Below are 24,152 nucleotides of genomic sequence, written 5' to 3' on the forward strand. Positions count from 1 at the left end.
GGATCAGTGGCGGGGCGGGCGGGGGAGGAACATCGACGTGCGCTGCATGTATTCGGGATAGCCGGGTCGCTTGGCCATCTCGGACTCGAGGAGCCTGGCACCGGTGGCGAAGGCGAGGAAGTACGTCATGACGATCGGCGAGAAGACAGTGAGCACCGCCGGCCACACCTCGGCGCAGATGATCCACAGCCCCCACCAGACGGCCGAGTCGCCGAAGTAGTTCGGGTGCCGCGTCCACGCCCACAACCCGCGGTCCATGATCTTGCCCTTGTTGGCGGGATCGGCCTTGAACCGCGCCAATTGCGCGTCACCGATCGCCTCGAAGCCGACACCGACGACGAAGACGACGACGCCGAGCGCCGCCACCCAGCCCAGCGGCTTCGACCCTGCGGCGGCCGCGACCTGGAGTGGCATCGAGACGATGTATGCCGCGAGGGCCTGGACGGCGAAAACCTTGCGGACGGCATACATGAATCGACGCTCAGGGGGCGCCGCTGACAGGAGTTTCTCGTAGCGCGGATCCTCACCACCCCCGCGCGCACGGCGTTCGATGTGCCATGCGAGCCGTCCTCCCCAGATCGTGACGAGCACGGCGAGCAGCACCGACCGCGAGCTCGGCCCGAGCGCCACACATACCCACGCGATCGCGACGAACACCAAGCCCCACGCCACGTCGACGACGCTCACCCGCCCGACCCGGCGCGCGACGAGTGCCGTGACACCCATCACGAGCAGCGCCACCAGGAGCGAGCACAGCGTGACGACGACGAAGCGGCCCATCACCGCACCGTCTCATGTGCGATGGCCGGACCACCGGGTCGCCGCGCCAGGATCTGGTCCACGCCCATCCGTCCGTCGCGGAAGGCCTGCCGCCCACCGACGAGATAGAGCCGCCACACCCGCGCCATCTCCTCGCCGACGAGGTCGACGACGGCAGCCCAGTTCTTCTCGAACGTCTCGAGCCAGGCATCGACCGTCCACACGTAGTGCTCGCGCATCGCGTGGACGTCCCGCACCTCGAGCCCGCCCGACTCGATGAGTTCGACCGTCCCACCGACGGGCCGCATGTGCATGTCAGGGGCGATGAACGACTCGATGAACGGCCCGCCTCCGGGGTGGCGCCCGCGCCGCGACATCTGCTGCACGAGGACCGCGCCGCCCGGCTTCACCGCTTCGCGGAGAACAGCGACGTATGCCGGGTAGTTGCCTTCGCCGACGTGCTCGCCCATCTCGATCGACGCCACTGCGTCGTAGGGGCCGTCGTCGACCTCTCGGTAATCCTGCAACCGGATCTCGACCCGTCCCTCGAGCCCACGCTCGCGAATCCGCGCGTCGATGAAGGCCTTCTGCTCGGCCGCAATGGTCACTCCGGTGACGTGGGCACCGAAGTGCTCCGCGGCATACAGAGACAACGAACCCCAGCCACAGCCGACGTCGAGGAAGCGCGCTCCCTCGCTCAGGCCGATCTTGCGGCAGACGAGGTCGAGCTTCGCGGCCTGGGCCGACTCGAGCGACTGCCCGGTGCTCGCCGGGTCGCCCGACCACCATGCCGAGGAGTAGGCGAGGCGCGGGTCGAGGAGCAGCTCGTAGAAGGCGTTGGACAGGTCGTAGTGATGGCTGATCGCCGAGCGGTCCCGACCGAGCGAGTGGAGGCGACCGCGCAGGCGGGCCTGGCTGCGCGGCGGGGCAGGGGGAGTGCCGAGGGCGCCGATCTCCCGGGCGAGCGCCACGAGCCGCGGGGCCGTGCGGGCCAGTGCCGCGGGGCGCAGGCCGCTCACGCCGCGCGCCGTCAGGGTCTCGCGGGCGAGGTCGAGTGCCTCACCGACGTCACCCTCGATGTCGAGCTCGCCCGTGACGTAGGCCTGGGAGGCGCCGAGCTCGCCGGGACTCCACAGCAGTCGACGCAAGGCATCGGGGGACCGCAGGACGACGACCGGACCCTCCACCGGTCCCGTCCGAGAGCCGTCCCAGACGCGTAGCCCGACCGGGAGCGGGCCACGCAGGACCGGCCCCAGGGCAGCAGAGATTCGTGGGGCAAGGGGCGCGCGCTCGGTGCTCACGGAGGTCCTTCGGTGCCGCCGCGCCCGCGGATGGGTCAGCGCACCTGTCGGCACGCATCCGCACCCATCCGGACGCCTCCCCGCGCCGAACACCCGGCATGACTGCCACGCGCGACGTCCGCGACCACCGACCGCGCACCGCCGTCGTGGGGTCCGGCGTGTCCGGACTCACGGCCGCCCACGTGCTCTCCCGCCAGCACGCTGTCACCCTCTTCGAGGCCGAGGCACGACTCGGCGGGCACGCCCACACGCACACGGTCGTGCACCCCGAGGGGGGCGAAGTCCGCGTCGACTCGGGATTCATCGTCCACAACGACCGGACCTACCCACATCTGGGCCGCCTCTTCGCCGAGCTCGGGATCGCTGTGCGCGACACCGAGATGTCGATGTCGATCTCGGATGAGGCCACGGGAATCGAGTACGCCGGCGGTCGGGGTCTGAGCGGCTTCCTGGCCCGGCCGAGCCAGCTGGCTTCGCGGGACTACCTCACGATGCTGCGCTCGGTCCGCCGCTTCCACCGTGAGGCAGCAGCCTTCCTTGCGGAGACCGGCGCCGACGACGCGACGACGTATGGGGAGTTCATCGCGTCGCGCGCCTTCCCGACGAGTTTCATCGAGTTGTATGCCGTCCCGCTCGTGTCGTGCGTCTGGTCCAGTGGGCGTGGGGACGCCCTGGAGTACCCGGCGCGCTACCTCTTCGAGTTCCTCGACCACCACGGGATGCTCGGCATCACCGGCTCCCCGCAGTGGCGGACCGTCGTCGGAGGATCGGCGACCTACGTCGAGGCGCTCGCGGCCCGGCTGCCCGACGTGCGGCGGGGCGTGGCCGTCAGGGGCATCGAGCGCGACGCGGGCGGGGTGCACGTCACGTCCGCCAGGGGCACCGAGCGCTTCGACCACGTCGTCGTCGCGACGCACGCGGACGATGCTCTCCACCTCCTCATCGACGCGACGCCCGCCGAGAAGGAGGTCCTCGGGGCGTTCCGCTACTCCCGCAACGAGACCGTGCTCCACCGCGATGCATCGCTGTTGCCCGGGTCGACCCGGGCCCGGGCCTCCTGGAACTACCGCACCCAGGCTGGGGGAGGCCGGCCCGTCGTCACCTATGACATGACACGACTCATGGGGCTGTCGGCCAGCGACCCGCTCTTCGTGACGCTCAACGCGACCCAGCTCATCGACCCGGACTCGGTCATCGCGGTCATGGACTACGCCCACCCGATCCACGACCTCGACGCGGTGCGTGCGCAGCGACGACGCGACGAGATCACCACGGGGACAACGGTTTTCGCCGGCGCCCACTGGGGCTGGGGCTTCCACGAGGACGGCTGCCGTTCCGGCGTCGAGGCGGCGCACGCCCTGGGAGTGTCGTGGACCTGACGGCCGACCGGGTGAGCACCGAGGGCCTGAGGATCGAACTCCCGTCGCTCCCGGCGCTCGTCGTCGGCCGGGTCCACCACACCCGACCCGGTCCGGTCAGGCACTCGTTCACGCACCGCCACTACCAGTGGTTGATCGACCTCGACGAGCCGCTGCACCTGCCGCGATGGCTCAAACCAGTCGCGTCGTTCCGTCCGGAGGACCACCTCGCGGGCGAGGAGAGTCTCCCCGCACTCAAGGCGAACGTCCTGCGCTGTCTCGAGCGCGCCGGCATACCGGCAGATGGGGTGACGCGCGTCGTCGCCCTGACGCACGCCCGCGTCCTCGGTCACGTCTTCGACCCCATGACCGCCTACTGGTGCCTCGACGAAGCTGGATTGCTGCGTGGTGTCGTCATCGAGGTCCACAACACCTACGGCGGACGGCATGCGTATGCCGTGCAGCCGGATCGCGATGGCCTCGCCTCCGTGGACAAGGACTTCTACGTCTCGCCGTTCAACGACACGTCGGGGGAGTACGCGGTGCAGGTCCGACTCACCGAAGAGCGCGTCCGGGTGGGCATCCGCCTGCGCCGTGACGGTGAGCTGCTCATGACGGCCGTCGTCGACGGTGCGGTGGTGCCGGCCACGTCGCGCTCGGTGATCGCAACCGTGCTCCGACATCCGTTCATGCCCCAGCGGGTGAGCGCCCTGATCCGCTTCCACGGCATCCGCCTGTGGGCGCGACGCCTGCCCGTCCAGCCACGACCAGCCCCCTCGAAGGAGAGTGTCCGATGACCTCCGACGTCCTCCAAGGACTCGAACTGCCCACTGTGAGAACAGGATTCACGCGGGGGGTGGTGGCGAGGTCGCTCGTGCGACGCATCGTTGCGGCCATGCCCGTGCAGCTGCGACAACCTGACGGGACAACCTTTGGTGCCGGCTCCGATGGCGACCCCGTCCTCGAGGTCGTCCGCCCCGGTGCTCTGTGGCGACGTCTCGAGCAGCACCCCAAGATCGGCCTCGGCGAGGCCTACATGGCGGGGGACTGGCGGGCGGCGCACGGGACGGACCTCGCCGAGGCCCTTTTGCCGTTCGCGTCCCGCCTCGGCCGACTGCTGCCGCGCCCGATCCTCAGGATGCGCGGGCTCGTGGACCGGGCCCTGCCCACCGGCACCCGCAACACGCTCACCGGCAGCCGGTCGAACATCGAGGCGCACTACGACCTGTCCAATGACCTCTTCGCGGCGTTCCTCGACCCGACCATGTCCTATTCATCGGCGCTGTTCGACCCGTCACGGCCGCGGGCCGGCCAGTCACTCCTCGAGGCCCAGCACCGCAAGATCGACGCCATCCTCGACCGGGCCGGGGTCGGTGCCGGCACGCGGCTGCTCGAGATCGGTTCGGGCTGGGGCGAACTCGCTCTCCGAGCAGCCGCGCGCGGGGCCGACGTCCTCACCATCACCCTGTCGAGCGAGCAGCAGGCGCTCGCTCGCGACCGGATCGCGGCTGCCGGGCTCTCGGACCGCGTCGAGGTGCGCCTCCAGGACTACCGGGAGGTCTCGCGGGAGCTCGACGGGCCCTTCGAAGCCGTCGTGTCGGTGGAGATGATCGAGGCCGTGGGGGAGGAGTTCTGGCCGACCTACTTCTCGGCCATCGACCGGCTCCTCGCTCCCGGTGGTGTCGCTGTCATCCAGGCGATCCTCATGGAACACGACCGGCTCCTGGCGACCCGCACCTCCTACGGCTGGATCCAGAAATACATCTTCCCCGGAGGCCTCATCCCGTCACTGGACGCGATCCGGGAGGTGAGCGGACGGCATACGGGATTGCAGGTCACCCAGGTGCACGCCTTCGGCGCGGACTACGCCGAGACGTTGCGGCGCTGGCGGATGCGATTCCTGGAGGAGTGGCCGCGGCTCGAGGGCGGCGCGTTCGACGAGACATTCCGGCGGATGTGGGAGTTCTACCTGGCCTACTGCGAGGCGGGATTCGCGTCCGGCTATCTCGACGTCGCCCAGGTGGTGCTCAACCGGCCCAGTCGGGATCGGCTGCGGTGAGGCGCGCCGGGTCGACCGTCCCCGGCTCGGGCAGCCGGCGCCCGCTCTCGTCGACGAGGGCGGCCCGCACCGACTCGGCGTAGCGAAGGTGGCCGCCCGGTGGTGGCTCGATGAGGTCATCGATGTCGCTCTCGCGTCGCACAACCTCGTGAATGAGACTGCCCACCAACGGTTTGGCGATGCCCGATGGCACCGGCGTGACAAGGCCGACCCAGTGCGACGCCAGGCCCGGTGTGAGGACCGGGACGGAGCGGATGGGTCGCGACCTCAGCCCGGCGACCCGCGCGAATCCGTGGATCATCTCGCGATACGTGAGGACGTCGGGGCCGCCGATGTCGAAGGTGCGGTTCGGCGTGCCCGGCATCGTCGCGGCACCCACGAGGTAGTGCAGGACATCACGGATGGCGATCGGCTGGATGCGGTTGTCGACCCACTTCGGCGTGAGCATGATGGGCAGTCGGTTCGTGAGGTGGCGGAGCATCTCGAACGATGCGGACCCGGCACCGATGATCACGGCTGCCTGGAGGACCACCGTCGGCACACCGGACGCCATGAGGAGGTCGCCGACCTCGACCCGCGAGGCGAGGTGCGACGAAAGGTGGCCGCCGTCCGGGTGCAGCCCGGAGAGATAGACGATCCGCTGCACCTGCGCCGCCTGCGCCGCGAGCCCGAACAGGCGCGCCAGCTCGCGGTCGCGTTCCTCGAAGTCGGGGGAGCCGTCCATCGAGTGCAGCAGGTAGTAGGCGACGTCGATGCCCTCGAGTGCCCGGTCGAGGTCCTGGCGCACCCCGGCGTCGCCCTCGACGATCTCCACGGCGTCGTGCCAGTGCCGCGCGTCGAGGCGCCCGGCCGACCGCGTGAGCACGCGGACGTCATGGCCGACCGCGAGCAGGGCAGGCACGAGCCGCGACCCGATGTAGCCGGTCGCCCCCGTCACGAGCACGCGAACGCGCTGGTCAGAAGTCATCTGTGGCATCGTCTCATCGTCATGGAGCGCGCACTGGCAGAACTGCGGCGGTTCTTCCGCGCGGCCCTCGTCGTGCCCGTTCCCCGGGACCACACCGAGACCGATGCGGCGTTCCGCCGTCGCCGGATCGTGGCCGTCGCGACGCTGGCCGTCGGGGTCGTCGTCAACGCGTGGGCCCTACGGATTCCGCCCGGGGACCGGCTGTTCTACGTCGGCACGGTGGTGCTGGCCCTCGTGTGGACCGTGGGAGCGTTCCTGTCCGGGCCGTTGCACCTCGGGCGGGCCCACACCCGGGGCGGAGCGGCGCCGAGCCGGGCCGTCGTGCAGTCGCTTGTCCTCGGTCTCATGCTGCTGGCGGTCTTCCTCGTCGGCGCGCTCGTGGTCGCACGAATTCCGTTGCTGCGAGGGCCTGTTGACGGTTTGCTCGATCACGCCCGTTTCGGCTCACTCGCCGTCGTCGCCGTCATCACCGCCCTCAACGGATTGGCGGAAGAGCTCTTCTATCGCGGTGCGCTCTTTGCGGCCGTCGGCCGGCGGCACGCTGTTCTCGTCACGACGATCGTGTATGCCGTCGTGTCAGCTGCCGCTGGCGTCCCCCTTCTCGTCCTCGCGGCTGCGATCCTCGGCGCGGTCGTCGGCCTGCAGCGTCGGGTCACCGGCGGGATCCTCGGGCCGACGATCACCCACCTCGTGTGGTCTCTCGGGATGTTGTTCCTGCTTCCGCAGGTCCTCGCCGCTGCTGGGTGAAGCTCGCCCCGGTCGGCGGGGACGATCGCGCGGGCCCGGACGTTGGGAGGGTCATGAGCACCCTCACCTGCCCCAAGTGCGGATCCGAGATGCGCAACTACGAGCGCAACCAGGTCCACGTCGACCAGTGCACCGGCTGCGGTGGCCTCTTCCTCGACAGGGGTGAGCTCGAGGCCCTCGTCAACGCCGAGACCGCCTGGTACCAGCCACCGGCCCAGGGTCAGCAGGGCCAGCAGAGCCAGCCCCAGCAGCAGGCGCCGCCGGCAGCGGCACCGCAGCAACCGGCATACCGGCAGGGTCAGTACGAACAGCCCTACGGGCAGCCGGCAGCGCAGGGTTATGGGCAGGCGCCCCGCTACTCCTCGTCCCCCGGCAAGTACGGCTACGGCCAGCCCGGCTACCGCCGCAAGAAGTCGTTCCTCTCCGAGCTCTTCGACTGACGCGAGCCCCTTCCTCGCAAGCCCTCGTTGACATCTGGTCAGCGGGGGTTTGTCGTGCCATATTTCGTCCATGACGGTTGGGGTAGGGGGCGACGTCGCGCAGGCCGCGACACCGGAGCAGCACCGCGAGGCGCAGGGGTGGCATGAGCGGTTCATCACCGCGTTCGGGGGTGCCGTCGTGGCGGTGTGCCTCGTGCTGCTCGGCTTCGCGTGGAACGACGGGCTGCGAGGGTCCAGCTTCGCGGAGCTGCGGTCCGACATCGCGTCCGGAACGGTGCAGGAGTGGTACGTCGCTGGCTCCCTGCACCAGGGTCGCCTCGACCTCCTGGAGGCGGAGCGCTCGCTGCTCCACGACGAGACCGTAGACGTGAACGGCGAGGTGGTCGGTACCTCGACGACGTCCTATGGCGTTGTTGGTGAGCCGACCGGCGGGATTCTCGTGTGGCGCTCGTTCGGTTCGCCCGGCTGGCAGGTCGCCGTGGCCGACAACGACCCGGGTTCCTTCGGCGAGATGAGTGTGGACTCCAACGAGGCATCGGCGGCCCTCGTGCGTCAGTTGCGCGACGCCGGCGTCGCGATGCGCCCCTTCTCGTTCGGCGACGGGACGACTATGGGGAACCTCGCTGCGTTGGGTGGGTTGATCGTCCTCGGCGGGCTCGTCATGGGCGCCGCGCCTCGCGTCGGGACGCGGTGGTTCTGGTTCTGGATGTTGGTCAACGGCCCGCTCCTGCTCGGCTTCATCGCGTATGCCGTGGTGGAGCTCATCGGGTTCCGTCGCCGTCCGGAGCGGCCCCTCGACAGACGGTTCAACGGGTGGGTCGGCTTCTTCGGCGCCTTCGCGCTGGGCCTCGGGGTGGCGATGGTGGGGGAACTGCTGCGCAACCGGGGCGTGCCTCTCCCGCTCTGAGATGACCTCAGTCGGCGTCGCCGGTCTGGCCTGCGTCCAGCACGCTCGAGGTCTCTGCCACCTGGGGGAGCGTCGGGCGACTTTGAGGCCGAGTTGGAAGCGGGCGGACGAACCCACGCCGGGAACCCACATCCTGATGCTCGTCCAAGACCTCCACGTCCGCATCATCGACGCCGCCACCGGCGAACTCCTACGCGAACTCGTCCTCGACCCCCACCGCACCTACCACGGCACAGGCCGCCCACCAGGACCCCACAAAAAGAAGGACCGGACCCACAATTCGTAGGTCCGGTCCATTCCGATGTCTTGCGACATCACAAGGTGGGCCCCGTGGGACTCGAACCCACAACCTACGGATTAAAAGTTCTCAGGGCTGAGTGTCAGACGGACTCATGCGATCGCTAGTCGTGCTCAAACAGGTGAAGCCTAAGCATATGCGCCTTGGGGCAGAAGCCAGCAACTGCACCACAATTGCACCGGCCTATCTTCCCGGCTCCGACGACTGCGCAGATGCTCATCGCCACCCTGGGCCGTTCGCTGACCCTGCATCGTGAGCTGCTCATGCGGGTCGGTGGGGTGTTCATCATCCTCATGGGCCTGGTCTTCCTCGGAAGTGGTGCGGGAGCTGGCTCACAACGTCAGTTCGCCCCGTCATGGGCCCCCAAACCGGACTCCTGGGGGCACCCCTGGTCGGGGCCATCCTTCGGACTCGGCTGGGCTCCGTGCACCGGCCCCACCCTCGCCGCCGTCATGACCCTCTCGGCCTCGACCACGAACCCCAGCACGGGTCGCGCGGTCACCCTCGCCACGGCATACGCCCTCGGGTTGGGTTGCCATTCATCCTCGCGGCCGCCTGGATCGAACGCTTCGGGCGAGTCTCCAGCTGGGTCCGTGACCACCACCGCCTCATTCAGACCCTCGGTGGAGGGATGCTCATCACCGTCGGGCTGCTGCTCCTCACCGGGGTCCGGGAAGGCCTCACCCGTTGGCTGCAAGCTGAGCTTGTGTCCGGCTTCCAAGTGCCGATCTGACGTGCCTGATCGCCATGGGCGGTCTTCGTTTGTGTCACTTCTCGGATACGCCGGCTGCCTCGCGAGTGTGTGGAGCTACCCGATCACAGCCGGGCTCAGCTCCACCACGCGGTGGATCGGCGCGGGATCTCTGGCCCACTCGGTGGCGCAGTCATCCTGTACGGCTATGCCCCCGGTTGGCCTGCGCCGACGCTTTAGCCGGAGTGTGGCTGGCAGCCAGCGTGCTCAGTTGCCCGGTCTTCCCTAACCGGAAACTGAGCAGTTCTGCCGATGGCCGCCAGCCACACGATTCCGCCGGCTTCAGCGCAGGGGCGCGAACGTGGACCCGCTGTCCACCGAGCGGACGATCGCAGTGGGTGTCACGACCAGGATCTCCATGCGCCCGTCGACGATGCTGGCCCCGAGGGCTTGGGGTGGCCCTAGAGGCTTGCCTGAAGCAGGCTTCCAGGTCCGACCGGCGTCGCTGCTCACGAACACCGCACCCGATGGGTCGATGCCGACGACCTGACGGGCATCGGCCCAGTCCAGGAGAACCAGTGCCGGCGCCTCGGCCACGGGCGTCCAGGTGTCGCCGTAGGTGTTTGAGGCCTGGACGCCTGCACTGGTCGCGGCCAGCACGTTTGCACCGTCGGGCGATGCGCCCAATGAGGTCACTTCGGCGGACATGGGCTGGTTCCGCCAGGTGCGGCCGTCCTCGCTGACCCGCAGGGTGCCGTCATATCCGAGTAGGCCTCGGCTGGACGATGTCAGTGCGTGGAAGTCGGACTGCCCGCCGCGGGATCGAACTGTCCAGGTCTTCCCGTTGTCGCCCGATTCGATGACGCCCACGGGTTGTGGGAGGTCGGTGCCGACACCGGGATGCCCTGATGAGAGCAGGTCGCCCGACTCGGTCATCGTGAAGCCCATGAGGTCGACGGTCGGACCGTCGACCCGTGAAGGACCGGAGGCCGTGATCACGAACAGTCCGTCGTGGGTGGCGACGTAGACATCACCGCTGGTGGGGCGTCGGGCGATCCCGTGCGCGTGCCCGGCGATCAGCGGATTGGGGCTCTGCCCGACAGCGACAGCGGGCTCTCGCTGGGCTGGGTCATCGGGACCAAACAGTCCGACACTGGCAACGATCAGTGCCGCGAACACGACCGCCGCGAGGAGCGGCAGCAAGATGCGTGATCTCATGGCTCAGTCGCCAGTGAGCAGCGACGTCATGGTGGCGATCTCGTGGCTCTGTCCCTCGATGATCGCTTGGGCCAACTTCTTGGCGTCAGCGTCGGAGCCAGCCGTCAGTTCTGTGCGCGCCATCGCGATCGCACCCTGGTGGTGCTCGATCATCATCTGCAGCCACATCTTGTCGAACGCGGCGCCCGCGGCGGTCTCGAGCTGACCCATCTCCTCCATGCTCATCATGCCGTCGCCGTGCTGCATGCCCGTCGCCGCCGGGACGGGTTCACCCCACGCCTGCAGCCAGCCCGACATCTGCTTGATCTCGGGATCCTGTGCGGCCTGGATCTGCGATGCGAGGTCTTTGACCTCTTGGCTGCTGGAGCGGGTGGGCACCATCGCGGCCATCGTCACCGCCTGAGCGTGGTGCGGGATCATGTCGGTCGCGAACGTCACGTCGGCGTCGTTGTGCGCTCCCGGGGCGGACGTTCCCGAGGCGGGCGTCGTGGCCGCGCCGGGACTGGTGTTGGTCATATTGCTCACGTCATGCCCGCCGTTATCGGTGCAGGCGGACAGGGTCGCGGCCGCGAGGGCGGACACGACAAAGACACGGGTGATGCGCTTCATGGGTCAATCTCCGTTTCGAGGGGTCTGGCTGGGCGTGCAGGAAGGAGTCGGACGCGGGCACTGCCCGCGTACAGCTCACGTCCGCAGCACACAAACCTCGATCGGTGACAGCGCCATCCGGCGCAACGGTGAGCGCACAGCCACACCCGCATGCGACCACGAGAGGAGCATCAGGGCAACGCGCCCGCGCAACAGGTGCCGCAGAGCCACCAGCAACGCCAACGCGAGCAAACTCGACACCACCGCCAAGCACATGGCAGCCAAGGCATCCCCACCCGGCGCCAAGCACCCAAAGCACGTCGCGGTGATGACCTCAGAGTTCAACGCCTTTGTGACAGTGGCGCCGTCGGGATCCGCAACGCTGTGGTGGGAGCCCGAACCCGTCGTAGGCGAGGCCGTGGGCGCCCCGATCGTGCCCGCCGCCAGCATCTGGTGAGACTCGCTACCAGCCGACCCCGCCGCGCCGTGGTGTCCAGCGCCCATGGAATGCATCCCCACCACGGCCAACACCAGCACGAAGACGGCCACGAGCCGCCATCCGCGCCGTGCCGCCGCAACTGAGGTCAACATGCGGCCCATTCTCTCACCCGCCAACGCGTCGATCCCAGAGCGTCCTCTCCCCTGAACCGAACCACTGGACTCAGATACCCCCCTGGGGTATCGTCTCCAGTGTTGCCCGCCCCGCGCAAGGCGCTGGACCACCATCGAGAGGCCCCACCCATGAACACCACCACAGTCACCGTCCAAGGCATGACCTGCGGCGGCTGCGCCACCAAGGTGAGCGCCGCTGTCGAAGCCCTCGCGGGCATCTCGAGCGCCGAGGTCGACTTGGGCGCTGGGACCCTGACCGCCACCGGACAGGACGTCGACGAGGCCGCTGTGCGCGCCGCCATCGCCTCCGCCGGCTACCAGACCGCCTGAGCCCACCCAGGCGGACAAAGGAGATGAGCGTTGTGAACGACGACACCGAACACGCCAATGCTGTGACCACGGTGAAGGATCCTGTCTGCGGGATGGACGTCGATCCCGCTGTCCGTGCGCACCGGTCTGAGCATGACGGCCGCACGTTCCACTTCTGTTCTGCGCGCTGCAAGGCCACGTTCGATGACGATCCTGCGGCGTACTCTTCGGCGAGCACCGACGGTCCCGACCGCGGCGCGCATGACCATCACAGCCAAGGGTCTGGCGGGGACGGCGCAGCAACGACACCGGTGTCTGGAGAAGTCGCGGAGTGGACCTGCCCGATGCACCCGGAAATCCGGCGACCCGGTCCGGGTTCGTGCCCGATCTGCGGGATGGCCCTCGAACCCGTGATGGTGACCGCGGCCAGCGGGCCCAGCCCTGAGCTGGCTGACATGACCCGTCGCTTCTGGACCGGTGTCGCCCTCTCAGTCCCCGTGGTCATCCTGGGCATGGGTGGCGACCTGATCCCGGCGATCCACGACGCGATCTCACCGCGAGTGTCCGCGTGGTTGCAACTGGTCTTCGCCACCCCCGTGGTGTTGTGGGCGGGGTGGCCGTTCTTCCAGCGGGGCTGGACCTCGGTGCGCACCCTCAAACTGAACATGTTCACCCTCATTGCCATGGGCACCGGCGTCGCCTGGCTGTTCAGCGTCGTGGCCACCCTCACACCGGGGATCTTCCCTGAGGCCTTCCGGATGGATGGTGCGGTCGATGTCTACTTCGAAGCCGCCTCGGTCATCACCACGCTTGTCCTGCTCGGGCAGGTCCTCGAGCTGCGGGCCCGCGAGCAGACGTCCGGCGCCATTCGGGCCCTACTCGACCTCACACCTGACACCGCGCGTCGGATCAATCCGGACGGCACAGAACATGAGGTGACCCTGGACCAGGTGAACGTGGGTGACCGGTTCCGGGTCCGGCCGGGCGAGAAGATCCCCGTCGACGGGCTTGTCGAGGAGGGGCGTTCCACCCTTGACGAGTCCTTGGTGACCGGTGAGTCGATGCCGGTGACCAAGGCCGTTGACGACACGGTCATCGGCGGGACTATCAACCAAAGCGGGTCGTTGATCGTGCGGGCCGAGAAGGTCGGTCGCGACACCATGCTGGCTCGGATCGTGCAGATGGTCGCCGACGCGCAGCGCTCCCGCGCACCGATCCAGCGGGTCGCGGACCAGGTGGCGGCATGGTTCGTGCCCGCCGTCATCGTCATCGCGATCGTCGCGTTCGCGGTGTGGGCCGCGGTCGGTCCCGACCCGCGGCTGGCCCACGCGCTCGTCGTGGCCGTGTCCGTCCTCATCATCGCGTGCCCCTGTGCCCTGGGCCTGGCGACACCGATGTCGATCATGGTCGGTGTCGGGCGAGGGGCCGGGCTCGGTGTCCTGATCAAGAATGCCGAAGCGCTCGAGCGAATGGAGAAGGTCGACACCCTCGTCGTGGACAAGACCGGGACCCTCACCGAGGGCAACCCATCCGTGACGCAGGTCGTCACCACTGCGGAGTTTGAGCAGGACGACCTGCTGCGCCTCGTGGCCGGGGTCGAACGAGCCTCCGAACACCCCCTGGCAACAGCCATCGTCAACGCCGCCACCCAGGCTGGCCTGACCATCCCGGACGTGGCCGACTTCGATGCACCTGTGGGCAAGGGTGTGATCGGAACGGTGGAACAGCGCCAGGTCCGGGTCGGCAGCGCATCCTTCCTGACCGATGAAGGAATCGACCCGAGCGCACTGTCGACACAGGCCGACCAGCTGCGCGCCGACGGAGCAACGGTGATCTTCGCAGGCGTGGACGCCCGGGTCGCGGGGATCATCGCGATCGCCGACCCGGTCAAGGAGACGACGCCGGCGGCCGTGGAAGCGCTGCGCGCGGAAGGTGTCGAGGTCGTCATGCTCACGGGTGACAACCGGGTCACCGCGCAAGCCGTCGCACGCCGGCTCGGCATCGACCAGGTCGAGGCTGAGGTCATGCCCGACCACAAGGCCGACGTCGTCATGCGGCTGCGCAGCCAAGGACGCGTCGTGGCCATGGCAGGCGACGGCGTCAACGACGCGCCCGCCCTCGCGGCCGCCGACGTGGGCCTGGCAATGGGATCAGGAACCGACGTGGCCATTGAGAGCGCCGGCATCACCCTTCTCAAGGGCGAAATGACCGGCATCGTGCGAGCACGCAAACTGTCTGAAGCGACCATGTCGAACATCCGTCAGAACCTCGTGTTCGCATTCATGTACAACGTCGCCGGCATCCCCATCGCAGCCGGAGTCCTCTACCCCACCTTCGGGCTCCTGCTCTCCCCGATGATCGCCGCAGCAGCGATGGCCCTCTCCTCGGTCAGCGTCATCGCAAACGCCCTACGTCTGCGCGCACAACGCCTGTAAACGCCAAGCAAGCAGCGCCACCCAGGTGTCACTCGACGTCACCCAGGTGGCGCTAGGGGTACGTGACCGACACTCTCGGCCCGGCGGGTCAACGCTGCTCGAGCCAGCGATTTTGCGGACGAACGGTGAATGGTCCGAATCTCAGTAGTGATCGTTCGCGCACGCACACCTGGCGGGCGTGCGCCGGTAGCGCGGTGGGTTTCCCGGGATGCTGCGGTACGTGCTCTCTGGCGAAATCCGGCGGACGGTGTAGTGCGTAGGGCGTCTTGGTGAAAGGCTGTGCGGCAAGTGAGGAGCCGCCATGCGCGTCAGCACCACCGGAAAAGTGGCCGAACCCGTTCGGGCGTGTGGCTGTTGCGGCCGTGAGCGCCGTCGGCTTGCCGAACTTGGGTCCACGCCGGGGGTGTACATCTGCCGGCTGTGCGCGCTGTGGGCGGTGCGGCGGGCGTCCCGCCGGTGACGATCAGCTGCTCGGGATGATGTGGCAGATGCCGTCCTCGTGGCAGGCCGCCGGGTCCAGGGTGGCGGCGCGGTTCCGGAGCCGGCGGACCTCCGCCCGGGTCGCCTCGAGTTCAGCGATGCGCTCGTCGAGCGCGGTCGCGTGCCGATCGAGCAGCGCCGTGACATGAAAGCACGGTGGGCCCTGGTCCTCGCGGACCGCCATGACGGTGCGGATCTCCGCGAGGGTGAGACCGGCCGCTTGCGCGGCCCGCACGAAAGCGAGTCGGGCCGGCGCAGTCTCGTCGTAGTCCCGGTATCCCGCCGCTGTCCGTGCTGGTGGGGGCAGGACCCCGGCCTCCTCGTAAAACCTCAGCGCCTTGGTCGTCAGACCGGCGCGCTCGGCCAGCTCTCCGATTTGCACATCCTCAGCCTACGACCTTGACCTTCCCGTGCGCTGGAACCTTTACGGTCTGCTGATGGACAACGAGGACACCTGGGACCTGGTCGTGATCGGCACGGGTGGCGCAGCGATGGCCGCGGGGATCGAGGCCAGATCACGCGGCAAGTCCGTCCTGCTGGTCGAGCACGGCGTCCTCGGTGGGACGTGCCTCAACGTCGGCTGCATCCCAAGCAAGAACCTGCTCGCGGCAGCCGGGCGTCGCCACCAGGCGCTGGTCAACCCCTTCCCGAGCGTCCCGACTGGTGCCGCAGACGTGGACCTGCCGGCACTGATGGTGCAGAAGCAGGACCTGATCGACCAGCTCCGGCAGGCCAAATACACCGTCGTAGCCGACGCGCACGGTTTCCAGGTCCAGTACGGCCACGCCAGCTTTGTCGACCAGGAGACGTTGCAGGTCGACGGCAAGCGGGTCGCCGCACGTGCCTTCGTCGTTGCAACAGGCTCAGTAGTGCACATTCCGGACGTGCCGGGCGTGGACACGGTCGACCCGCTGACCAGCACGACCGCGATGGAGCAGCAGGACCTTCCCGGGTCGGTGGTGATCGTCGGCGGCGGCTATGTCGGCCTGGAGCAGGCTCAACTGTGGGCCCACTTGGGTGTGCGCGTCACTGTCGTCGGCCGGTTGGCGCCGCACGCTGAGCCGGAGGTCGCCGACGTGCTCCGCGGGGTGTTCGCCGACGAGGGCATCACCGTCGTCGAGGAGCGCGCCGCCACTGTGGAGCGCACCGAAAACGGCGACGCTCTGGTCCGGACCGAACTCGGCCATGAAGTGACTGGACAACGACTGCTGATAGCGACCGGTCGACGTGCGAACACCGACGGGCTCGGGTTGGACTCTGCCCGGGTCGGCACCGACGACCGCGGATACATCACGGTCGACCGGTTTCAGCGCACCAGCAACCCGCGGATCTACGCCGCCGGCGACGTCTCCGGCGCCGCGCAGCACGTCTACGTGGCGGCGCGCACCGGGCACGCGGCGGCTGCAGGAGCCCTCGGTGAGCCCACCACGGTTGACTACCGGGGGCTGCCGGCGGTGACGTTCACGACCCCGCAACTGGCCAGCGCAGGGCTCACGGAAGAGCAAGCGCTGGCCGCCGGGTACGACTGCGACTGCCGGGTCCTGGGCGCGCAGGACATCCCACGGGCCCTGGTCAACCGCGACACCCGCGGTGTCCTCAAGCTCGTCGTGGACGCGGGCACCGGCAAAGTTCTGGGCGTCCACGCCGCGCTCGACGGCGCCGGGGACGTGATGCTCGCGGCGACCTACGCGATCAAATACGGCCTAACCGTTGATCAGCTCGCCGACACCTGGGCGCCCTACCTCACGATGAGCGAGGCGCTGCGCATCTGCGCCGGCCTATTCCGCAGCGACAAACCGACCAGTTGCTGCGCGTGACCGGCCAGCATCCGCGACCTCATCCGCGGCGTGGATCAGGACACCCCCCATGCCGGGACTTGGGCGTGCCCGTGCTCGTTGATGTCTGCGCTCCAGCCGGTGTAGGACTACGACCGCGTGCCGCGTCGTCCATCATCGACCGATATCGACCACGGCGTCGGTGGACGGAACCCGTCGCCCGCGAAAGGCCGGCGTGCCCATCAGGAACTCGGCGAGGTCGGGTCGTCAGCACGCGGATCTCATCGCGGATGATGAGGCCCGTGAAAGGGCAACGTCTCGTGGGGCAACCACGCGCCGTGGACGTACCTTCCTGCGTGCGGACGTTGAGACGCTGGGTCAGAGGCCGAACGCTCCGCCCTCGATCAGGATGACGAGGCCGAGCACGATGAGGACGAGCGGGAACAAGATGTGCTCCCAACGCTCCAGCACCTCTGCGATCGGTTTGCGGGTGGCCACGAACTTGGCGGCAAGGACGAGAACGACTACCAGGGCCAAGAACACGACGCAATAGGCCACGAGGGCGCCGGTGCCGACGGTGAGGAAGACCGGCACGTAGACCCCGATGTTGTCTCCACCGTTGGCGAAGGTGACTGCGGCCACGGTGAGGGCGCTGATCGGCCTGTCCGCGACGCTGTCGTCGTCGTCCCCGTTGCGCCACACCTGCCAGGCGGCGTAGCCCCCAAGCAGCAGTGGGATGAGGCCGAAGTACGGGATGGCGTCGTCGGGAAGGAACAGCCCCGCTCCGAAGGTCACCGCGAGTGAGGCGAGGAGGATGCCACCGAAACCGAGGTACTGCCCGACGACGATTTTGGTGGTGGTACCTCGTTGCCCGGCTCCGCGCGCGAAGAACAGGGACAGAACGATGATGTCGTCGATGTTGGTGACCAAGAACAGGCCAATCGCCTGCAACGCGGAGATGATCAAGTCCCTGTCTCCTTCGTTTCTTCGGTGTCGACGCTCTTCTTAGTTTCGCCTCGAGAGGACTGCCCGTGCTCGATGGCTGCGACGGCTGAGCTCCGATCGCCGGCGAACGGCAGGTTGGTCGTCATGGAGTGCCTGTCATGACTCGTGTGGGTGGCCGGGTGGTCCTCCATCGGCTCCGGTTTATTCGTCGTACGTTCGGGGCGGGTGTGCAGCAGGGCGATCACGATGAAGCCGGTGATGAGGAAGGTGTCGGCGAGGTTGAAGGTGGGCCACCAGCCGGTATGCAGGTAGTCGGTCACCACGCCGTCGCGGGCGCGGTCGACGACGTTGGCGACGGCCCCGCCGATCACGGCGCCGCCGGCGGCCCTTTCGACCCACCCCGCCTGGGGCGCCCTGTGCCAGGCATACCCCATAAGCGCTACCGCGATGGCCGCAGTGACGGTCACGATTACTGCTGCGGGCAGCGCGTTGCCCATGCTGAAGGCCACGCCGGAGTTGTAGGCCAGCTGCAGCTGCAGCAGTCCGAGGTCAACCGAGGAGTCGGCGAGCCGGACCTCTGATGCTGCCTTGGCGGCCAAGTCGATCGCGGCAACCGTCACCGCCGCGAGCAGGACCGTCGTGCGTCCGGAGCGGGCTCGCGTCATGGCCCTGCCGGACCCACCGCTGACCTCGCCGTGGCTTCCGCCGTCACCGCGGCCGCCGTGGGCGTGGCCGCGGGTGCCGGAGGAAGCGGGCGGACGCGGCCGGCGCGTACCCCGTTGCCGATCACAAAGATCTCGGCGATCTCATGGACCAGTACCACGGCGGCGAGGCCGAGCACGCCGAGGGCGGCGAGCGGGATCAGGATGGCGATCAAGCCCAGGGAGAGGCCGACGTTCTGCAGCATGATCGACCTGGCGCGGCGGGCGTGGGTCAGGGTGTGCGGCAGGTGGCGCAGGTCCTCACCCATGAGGGCCACGTCGGCGGTCTCGATGGCGACGTCGCTGCCCATGGCGCCCATGGCGATTCCGACGTCGGCGGTTGCCAAGGCGGGGGCGTCGTTGACTCCGTCGCCGACCATCGCGGTCGGGGTGCTCTCACGGAGCCGGCGGATGATGGCCGACTTGTCCTCGGGGCGGAGGTCTGCGTGGACATCAGTGATGCCGGCCTGGGCGGCCAGGGCGGCGGCGGTGCGTTCGTTGTCGCCGGTGAGCATCGCGACCTGGTAGCCGCTGGCACGGAGCCGGGCGACGACCTCGGCTGCCTCGGGGCGCAGGTCATCGCGGACCGCGACGGCCCCGATCACGGCCCCGTCGTACTCGACCAGCACTGCAGTGGCGCCCGCTTCCTGCATGGCAGTGACGGGCCCGGCGAGCTCACCGGCGGGGATCCAGTCGGGTCGGCCCAAACGGGCCGGCCGGCCGTCGATGGTGCCGGTGAGACCGGCGCCGGTGACGGCCTCGACGTCCTGGGCGTCACGGTGGTCGGTGACGGCGGCCAGGATCGCGCGGGCCAGGGGATGCTCACTGCGGGACTCCAGGGCGGCCGCGATGTCGAGGACTTGCTCCCGGGTCTGGCCGGGAATGGTGGCGACCTCGACGACGGCGGGTTCGTTGCGGGTCAAGGTGCCGGTCTTGTCCAGGGCGACGGCACGGATCCGGCCCAGCGCCTCCAGTGCGGCGCCGCCCTTGACCAGGGCGCCGATGCGGCTGGCGGCACCGATGGCGGCGACGACGGTGACCGGCACGGAAATCGCCAGCGCGCACGGGGAGGCGGCGACCAGGACCACCAGGGCGCGTTCGATCCAGGTCGCGGGGTCACCGAGCAGACTTCCGGCGATCGCGATGACGGCGGCCAGGACCATGATGCCGGGCACCAGGGGTTTGGCGATGCGGTCGGCCAGCCGCTGGGCGTCGCCCTTGCGGGACTGCTCGGCCTCGACGATGTTGACGATTCGGGCCAAGGAGTTGTCCTCGGCGGTGGTGGTGACCTCGACCTCAAGGACGCCGGTGCCGTTGATGGAGCCGGCGTACACGGTATCCCCGGCCCCGGCCTCGACCGGTACGGACTCCCCGGTGAGGGCTGAGACGTCCAGGGCGGTGCGGCCGGTGCGGATGACGCCGTCGGTGGCGACGCGCTCGCCGGGCCGGACCAGGAGCAGGTCTCCGATTGCGAGCTCTGCGGGGGCCACGGTGACCTGGGTGCCGTCGCGGAGGATGGTGGCCTCGGCCGGGACCAGGGACAGCAGTGCGCGCAGGCCGCGGCGGGTGCGGGCCACGGCGTACTCCTCCAGGCCCTCGCTGATGGAGTAGAGGAAGGCCAGCATGGCAGCCTCGGCGACCTCGCCGAGGATGACCGCGCCGACCGCAGCGATTGTCATCAGGGTGCCGACGCCGATCTTGCCCTTGGACAGCCGCTTCAGGGTGCTGGGCACGAACGTCCAGGCCCCCAGCGCCAGCGCGATGGCGTTCAGGCCGGTCACCACGCCCCGGGAGGCGTCGTTGAGGTCGGCAATGAATCCCGCGATCAGGAAGAGTCCGGCGAGGGCAGCGAACCGCAGCTCGCTGACCTCCCACAATCGCTCCGGCTCGTGCTCCTCCAGCTCGTCGTCGTCGGTGCGGGGTTCGTCGTGGCCGCAGCCGCAGGCGTCCGTCACGGTGCTACTCCCTCGGTGGCGGTGGGGGTGGTCTCGGGGTGGGTGTCGGCGGGGCCGTAGGTGGGGCAGAGCTCGACGGCCTCGCCGGTCAGGGCGAGCAGCTTCTCGGCCGCGCCGAGCAGGTCCATCAGCTCCGGGTGGGCGATGGAGTAGAACATCTGCCGCCCCTCTGGCCGACCGACGATCAGACCGCAGTCACGTAGGCAGGCCAGATGGCCTGACACGGTGCCTTGGGCCAGATCGAGGGCCTTGGTGAGGTCCACCACCCGCCGCTCCCCGTGGGCGAGCTGCCGAACGATCGCCAACCGGTTGCGATCTGCGAGGCCGTGGAACAGGGCAGCGCCGCGCCGCAGCCCTGGGTCCGCCTGCGCCGTTGTCATTGCCATACGCCGATGATAGCGTCCATCCTATTGATCGTCCAGTTCCGCTGACAGCGGCCACCTTAAAGGGTCCCACGATGGAGAAAGCAGCTGTGAACCTCGAGCGGAGCGGAAAGCGCGAGCTGGAGACGGGGCCGGGGCCGCTCCTGCGGTTGCTGCTCCGTCGCCGCGGACTGGTGCTGTTGGCGGCGCTGGTGCTCATGATCCTGGCCGGGGTGGCCGGGCGGGATGCCGGGGACAAACTGACCTCCGGCGCGTACCTGGACCCCTCAGCACAGTCGCAACGTGCGGCCGCCGTTCTGAGCCAGGACTTCCCCGGCGGGCCGCCGAACCTGGTCCTGATCGCCCAGGCGAACACCGGCACCGTCGACTCCCCGGCAACCGTGGAGGCGGGGTCCAAGCTCGCCACGCAGCTGGCCGAGACACCCGGCGTTGGAGGGGTGCACTCCTACTGGATGACCCCCAACCCCTCGCTGCGCGCGGCCGACGGCCGGTCCGCGCTGATCGCACTTCAGCTCACCGGCGGCGAGCACGCCGCACAGAAGACCGCGGCGAGGATCATCGACGACCTCGAGGAAGACTCAAGCGCGTTGCGGGTAGGTGCCACCGGGCCCGCCGCGGTCGGTCTCGCCGTCGACGAGCAGGCCGAGAGCGATCTAGTCTCCGCGGAGATGGTGACGTTGCCGATCACCCTGCTCGTGCTGCTGCTGGTCTTTGGATCCGCGATCGCGGCTGGCCTGCCACTGTTGGTGGGTGCCGGCGCGGTGGTCGGCACTCTGGCGATGCTCGGCCTGCTCGCAGAGGCCACCACGATGTCGACCTACGCACTGAACCTGACCACCGCGCTCGGGTTCGGGCTGGCGGTGGACTACAGCCTCTTCCTGGTCACACGGTTCCGCGAGGAACGTCGCGCCGGCCGCACCGTCGACTCCGCTGTGGTCATCACGGTGCGCACTGCCGGCCGCACCGTGGTGTTTTCCGCGCTTACGGTGGCGCTCTCGCTCTCGGCGCTCTTGCTGTTCCCGATGCCCTTCCTCCGCTCGCTCGGCTGCGCCGGCATCGCGGTCACCGCGCTGGCCGCCCTGACCGCGGTGGTCCTGATCCCGGCGATGCTGGCCCTGGTCGGGCACCGGCTCGACCGGGCCGACGTGTTCGCCCCGATCCGCCGGCGCATCACCCGTCGCCGCGCCGGTGTCGGGGAGGATCAGCTGGCCTGGCACCGGATCGCAGCCCTGGTGATGCGGCGCCCCCTCCTGATCCTGGTCTCGGTCAGCGCCCTGCTCATCCTACTGGTGCTGCCCTTCGTCGGGGTCCGGTTCGGCCTGCTGGATCACCGGACCCTCCCGGCCGACCACCCCGTCGCCGACACTGCGGAACGGCTGGCCCGGGACTTCCCCGCAGCGGCCGAGGACCCGATCACCGTGGTCCTTCCCGGCCACGACGCCCCCAGCGCCGCCACTGACGAGCAAATGGTCACGTACGCCTCGCGCCTGTCCAACCTGCCAGGCGTGACCGCGGTTGAGACCGCCACCGGCCGCTACATCGACGGCCGAACCGTACCGGCGAGGAGCCCAGAAACCGAGGCACTCGGCAGCCGCTACACCTCGGCGGCCGGGACCTGGATGGCCGTCTCCACCTCAGCCACCGACCCCGCTGACGCCGGCACTGTCGTACGAGACATCCGCAAGCAGCCGGCACCAGAGGAAGCGCTGGTCGGCGGGTCCGCGGCCACCCTGGTCGATGCCACCGACACCATCGCCGACCGGCTGCCCTGGGCACTAGGCGTCATCGGGCTGTCCACCTTCGTCCTACTGTTCCTGTTCACCGGGTCGCTGCTCATTCCGGTGAAGGCGATCGTGACCAACCTGCTCAGCCTCAGCGCCACCTTCGGAGCCCTGGTCTATGTGTTCCAAGAAGGCCACCTGCGCTGGCTGGTCGGCGACTTCACCCCGACCGGCACGCTAGAAACCACGTTGCCAGTGCTGATCTTCTGTATCGCCTTCGGCCTGTCGATGGACTACGAGGTCTTCCTGCTGTCCAGGATCACCGAGGCCCACCGCAACGGCGCCACCACCACCGAAGCCGTCGCCCAAGGTCTGCAACGCACCGGGGGACTGATCACCGCCGCAGCCGCCATTCTGGTCACCGTCTTCTTGGCCCTCGCCGCCTCGAACCTCACCGCCCTGAAGGTGATCGGCGTGGGCCTCACCCTCGCCGTCGTCCTCGACGCCACCATCGTCCGCACCCTCCTGGTCCCCGCAATCATGCGGCTAGCCGGCGAGGCCAACTGGTGGGCCCCCGCGCCGCTACGGCGCCTTCACAAACGGCTTGGACTCACCGACTAACCACCCGATCACACGGAACGGAGAAGCATCATCCCCGGTGCGCCATACTCACCTGGCGGTGCGCTCGGTAACCCGTCCGGACGGATTGCGACTGCCTCCGCTAAATCCCTGCAGGCCGATCGACCACTCTGGTTCGTTTGCGACAATCTCAGAATGACCCCGACCGACACCTTCTCGAAGCGCGGAGACGCGTTCGAATTGCCCGCTGGTAGCGATCCCGCTGCGGCAGCGTTGCCCCTCGTCCCTTCGGGAGCCTGCGCATGACCCGTCACATCACTCGGTATGCCGTGCCGCGCCGCAGTGTCGTGGTCGTTGCCTCCGCGTTTGCTCTGCTAACGATTGGAGGCTGCTCGTCGGACCCCAACTCCATCGCTGAGCAGGCCAAGCGGGGCGACCAGAAGGGCTACATCGCAGGCAACGGTGCGATCGAGCAGATCCCGGTCTCAAAGCGGCTCAAGCCCATCACCCTCGTGGGCACCACCTTGGATGGCACGAACTGGTCAAGCACCTCAGCCCGGGGCAAGGACATCGTCGTCATCAACCTCTGGGGCTCGTGGTGCCCTCCGTGCATCACCGAGATCCCTGACCTCGAGAAGGTCTGGACCGAAGTCCAGGCGGCCAAGAAGCCCGTGCAGTTCATGGGGATCGACTTCCGCGAATCCCCCGAACGCGGGCGGGCGTTCGTCTCAACGCAGAAGATGACCTACCCCAGCCTGAGCGATGAATCTGGCGTCCTCATCCTTGCCTTCGGTCGTCAAGCCCCGACGAGCCCGCCCTCCACGCTCATCCTCGACCGTGAGGGGCGGGTCGCCGCCCGCGCCAGCGGCGTCGTGTCGGCCGCGACACTTCGGGGCCTCATCGACGACGTACTCAAGTCCTGAC

Annotated in this window: 23 protein-coding genes and 1 pseudogene; 13 read left to right on the forward strand and 11 right to left on the reverse strand. The window is 68.8% G+C overall.

Annotated elements, in window-relative coordinates:
• Nucleotides 1-3: 3 nt before the first annotated feature.
• On the reverse strand, nt 4-780 hold the full coding sequence (locus N803_RS15915) for a DUF1295 domain-containing protein (protein ID WP_035907126.1): 777 nt from the start codon (nt 778-780) through the stop codon (nt 4-6).
• Nucleotides 780-2,060 (reverse strand): class I SAM-dependent methyltransferase, encoded by a 1,281-nt coding sequence (locus tag N803_RS15920; RefSeq protein ID WP_035907127.1) that lies wholly within the window; start codon nt 2,058-2,060, stop codon nt 780-782. Before N803_RS15920 ends, N803_RS15915 begins: the two co-directional genes overlap by 1 nt.
• A 98-nt stretch (nt 2,061-2,158) precedes the next feature.
• On the opposite strand from N803_RS15920, the gene N803_RS15925 reads away from it, so the two are divergent.
• From N803_RS15925 to N803_RS15935, 3 genes are read left to right on the forward strand one after another with little or no spacing between them, the layout of a single operon-like run.
• Nucleotides 2,159-3,439, forward strand: a complete 1,281-nt coding sequence (locus N803_RS15925; protein ID WP_035907128.1) for an NAD(P)/FAD-dependent oxidoreductase — start codon at nt 2,159-2,161, stop codon at nt 3,437-3,439.
• On the forward strand, nt 3,430-4,215 hold the full coding sequence (locus N803_RS15930; RefSeq protein ID WP_156969829.1) for a DUF1365 domain-containing protein: 786 nt from the start codon (nt 3,430-3,432) through the stop codon (nt 4,213-4,215). The genes N803_RS15925 and N803_RS15930 overlap by 10 nt, the downstream gene beginning before the upstream one ends.
• The gene (locus tag N803_RS15935; RefSeq protein WP_035907129.1) at nt 4,212-5,477 is read left to right on the forward strand and encodes a class I SAM-dependent methyltransferase; all 1,266 of its coding nucleotides are present in this window, start codon (nt 4,212-4,214) and stop codon (nt 5,475-5,477) included. The genes N803_RS15930 and N803_RS15935 overlap by 4 nt, the downstream gene beginning before the upstream one ends.
• Here N803_RS15935 and N803_RS15940 read toward each other — a convergent pair.
• Nucleotides 5,446-6,444, reverse strand: coding sequence for an NAD(P)H-binding protein (locus N803_RS15940; RefSeq protein ID WP_035907130.1), 999 nt, complete (start codon nt 6,442-6,444; stop codon nt 5,446-5,448). The two genes, N803_RS15935 and N803_RS15940, sit on opposite strands and share 32 nt — an antisense overlap.
• A 21-nt stretch (nt 6,445-6,465) precedes the next feature.
• On the opposite strand from N803_RS15940, the gene N803_RS15945 reads away from it, so the two are divergent.
• From N803_RS15945 to N803_RS19230, 5 genes and pseudogenes are all read left to right on the forward strand, one after another.
• On the forward strand, nt 6,466-7,191 hold the full coding sequence (locus N803_RS15945; protein WP_035907133.1) for a CPBP family intramembrane glutamic endopeptidase: 726 nt from the start codon (nt 6,466-6,468) through the stop codon (nt 7,189-7,191).
• 53 nt (nt 7,192-7,244) lie between these two features.
• Nucleotides 7,245-7,631: a TFIIB-type zinc ribbon-containing protein gene (locus N803_RS15950; protein WP_035907187.1), complete on the forward strand. Its 387-nt coding sequence runs from the start codon at nt 7,245-7,247 to the stop codon at nt 7,629-7,631.
• Nucleotides 7,632-7,701: 70 nt separating this feature from the next.
• Nucleotides 7,702-8,538, forward strand: a complete 837-nt coding sequence (locus N803_RS15955; protein WP_035907134.1) for a hypothetical protein — start codon at nt 7,702-7,704, stop codon at nt 8,536-8,538.
• A 105-nt stretch (nt 8,539-8,643) separates the two neighbouring features.
• Nucleotides 8,644-8,824 (forward strand): annotated as a pseudogene (locus N803_RS19210) (IS481 family transposase); the annotation flags it as partial.
• Between the two features lie 436 nt (nt 8,825-9,260).
• On the forward strand, nt 9,261-9,569 hold the full coding sequence (locus N803_RS19230; RefSeq protein ID WP_483790090.1) for a hypothetical protein: 309 nt from the start codon (nt 9,261-9,263) through the stop codon (nt 9,567-9,569).
• Between the two features lie 300 nt (nt 9,570-9,869).
• Here N803_RS19230 and N803_RS15965 read toward each other — a convergent pair whose 3' ends face one another.
• The 3 genes from N803_RS15965 to N803_RS15975 all read right to left on the reverse strand — a co-directional run bounded on the left by N803_RS15965 (nt 9,870) and on the right by N803_RS15975 (nt 11,924).
• On the reverse strand, nt 9,870-10,745 hold the full coding sequence (locus N803_RS15965) for a F510_1955 family glycosylhydrolase (RefSeq protein ID WP_052112384.1): 876 nt from the start codon (nt 10,743-10,745) through the stop codon (nt 9,870-9,872).
• Nucleotides 10,746-10,748: 3 nt separating this feature from the next.
• Nucleotides 10,749-11,261, reverse strand: a complete 513-nt coding sequence (locus N803_RS15970) for a DUF305 domain-containing protein (protein WP_245617336.1) — start codon at nt 11,259-11,261, stop codon at nt 10,749-10,751.
• Nucleotides 11,262-11,429: 168 nt separating this feature from the next.
• On the reverse strand, nt 11,430-11,924 hold the full coding sequence (locus N803_RS15975; protein ID WP_156969830.1) for a hypothetical protein: 495 nt from the start codon (nt 11,922-11,924) through the stop codon (nt 11,430-11,432).
• Nucleotides 11,925-12,074: 150 nt separating this feature from the next.
• On the opposite strand from N803_RS15975, the gene N803_RS15980 reads away from it, so the two are divergent.
• Entirely contained in the window at nt 12,075-12,275 is a 201-nt protein-coding gene (locus N803_RS15980; protein WP_035907139.1) for a heavy-metal-associated domain-containing protein, read from the forward strand.
• 23 nt (nt 12,276-12,298) lie between these two features.
• Complete coding sequence (locus N803_RS15985; RefSeq protein WP_052112385.1) at nt 12,299-14,689, forward strand: heavy metal translocating P-type ATPase; 2,391 nt, start codon at nt 12,299-12,301, stop codon at nt 14,687-14,689.
• Nucleotides 14,690-15,152: 463 nt separating this feature from the next.
• Here N803_RS15985 and N803_RS15990 read toward each other — a convergent pair whose 3' ends face one another.
• Nucleotides 15,153-15,551 carry a heavy metal-responsive transcriptional regulator gene (locus N803_RS15990; protein ID WP_035907140.1) on the reverse strand — a complete coding sequence of 133 codons (399 nt, stop codon included), beginning with the start codon at nt 15,549-15,551 and terminating at the stop codon, nt 15,153-15,155.
• Between the two features lie 55 nt (nt 15,552-15,606).
• On the opposite strand from N803_RS15990, the gene merA reads away from it, so the two are divergent.
• Nucleotides 15,607-16,986 (forward strand): mercury(II) reductase, encoded by a 1,380-nt coding sequence (merA, locus tag N803_RS15995; RefSeq protein ID WP_035907143.1) that lies wholly within the window; start codon nt 15,607-15,609, stop codon nt 16,984-16,986.
• Nucleotides 16,987-17,322: 336 nt separating this feature from the next.
• Here merA and N803_RS16000 read toward each other — a convergent pair whose 3' ends face one another.
• The 4 genes from N803_RS16000 to N803_RS16015 are packed head-to-tail and all read right to left on the reverse strand — an operon-like array spanning nt 17,323 to nt 20,925.
• Nucleotides 17,323-17,910 (reverse strand): cadmium resistance transporter, encoded by a 588-nt coding sequence (locus N803_RS16000; RefSeq protein ID WP_035907144.1) that lies wholly within the window; start codon nt 17,908-17,910, stop codon nt 17,323-17,325.
• Complete coding sequence (locus N803_RS16005) at nt 17,907-18,554, reverse strand: signal peptidase II (protein WP_084764618.1); 648 nt, start codon at nt 18,552-18,554, stop codon at nt 17,907-17,909. Before N803_RS16005 ends, N803_RS16000 begins: the two co-directional genes overlap by 4 nt.
• The gene (locus N803_RS16010) at nt 18,551-20,545 is read right to left on the reverse strand and encodes a heavy metal translocating P-type ATPase (protein WP_035907146.1); all 1,995 of its coding nucleotides are present in this window, start codon (nt 20,543-20,545) and stop codon (nt 18,551-18,553) included. The genes N803_RS16005 and N803_RS16010 overlap by 4 nt, the downstream gene beginning before the upstream one ends.
• Nucleotides 20,542-20,925 (reverse strand): ArsR/SmtB family transcription factor, encoded by a 384-nt coding sequence (locus tag N803_RS16015; protein WP_035907195.1) that lies wholly within the window; start codon nt 20,923-20,925, stop codon nt 20,542-20,544. Before N803_RS16015 ends, N803_RS16010 begins: the two co-directional genes overlap by 4 nt.
• Before the next feature lie 77 nt (nt 20,926-21,002).
• Here N803_RS16015 and N803_RS16020 point away from each other — a divergent pair, with 77 nt between their 5' ends.
• Nucleotides 21,003-23,270, forward strand: a complete 2,268-nt coding sequence (locus N803_RS16020; protein WP_084764619.1) for an MMPL family transporter — start codon at nt 21,003-21,005, stop codon at nt 23,268-23,270.
• Between the two features lie 260 nt (nt 23,271-23,530).
• Entirely contained in the window at nt 23,531-24,151 is a 621-nt protein-coding gene (locus N803_RS16025; protein ID WP_035907147.1) for a TlpA family protein disulfide reductase, read from the forward strand.
• The last annotated feature ends 1 nt before the right edge of the window (nt 24,152 follow it).

It is taken from the genome of Knoellia subterranea KCTC 19937 (genome assembly GCF_000768685.1).
Lineage (GTDB): Bacteria > Actinomycetota > Actinomycetes > Actinomycetales > Dermatophilaceae > Knoellia > Knoellia subterranea.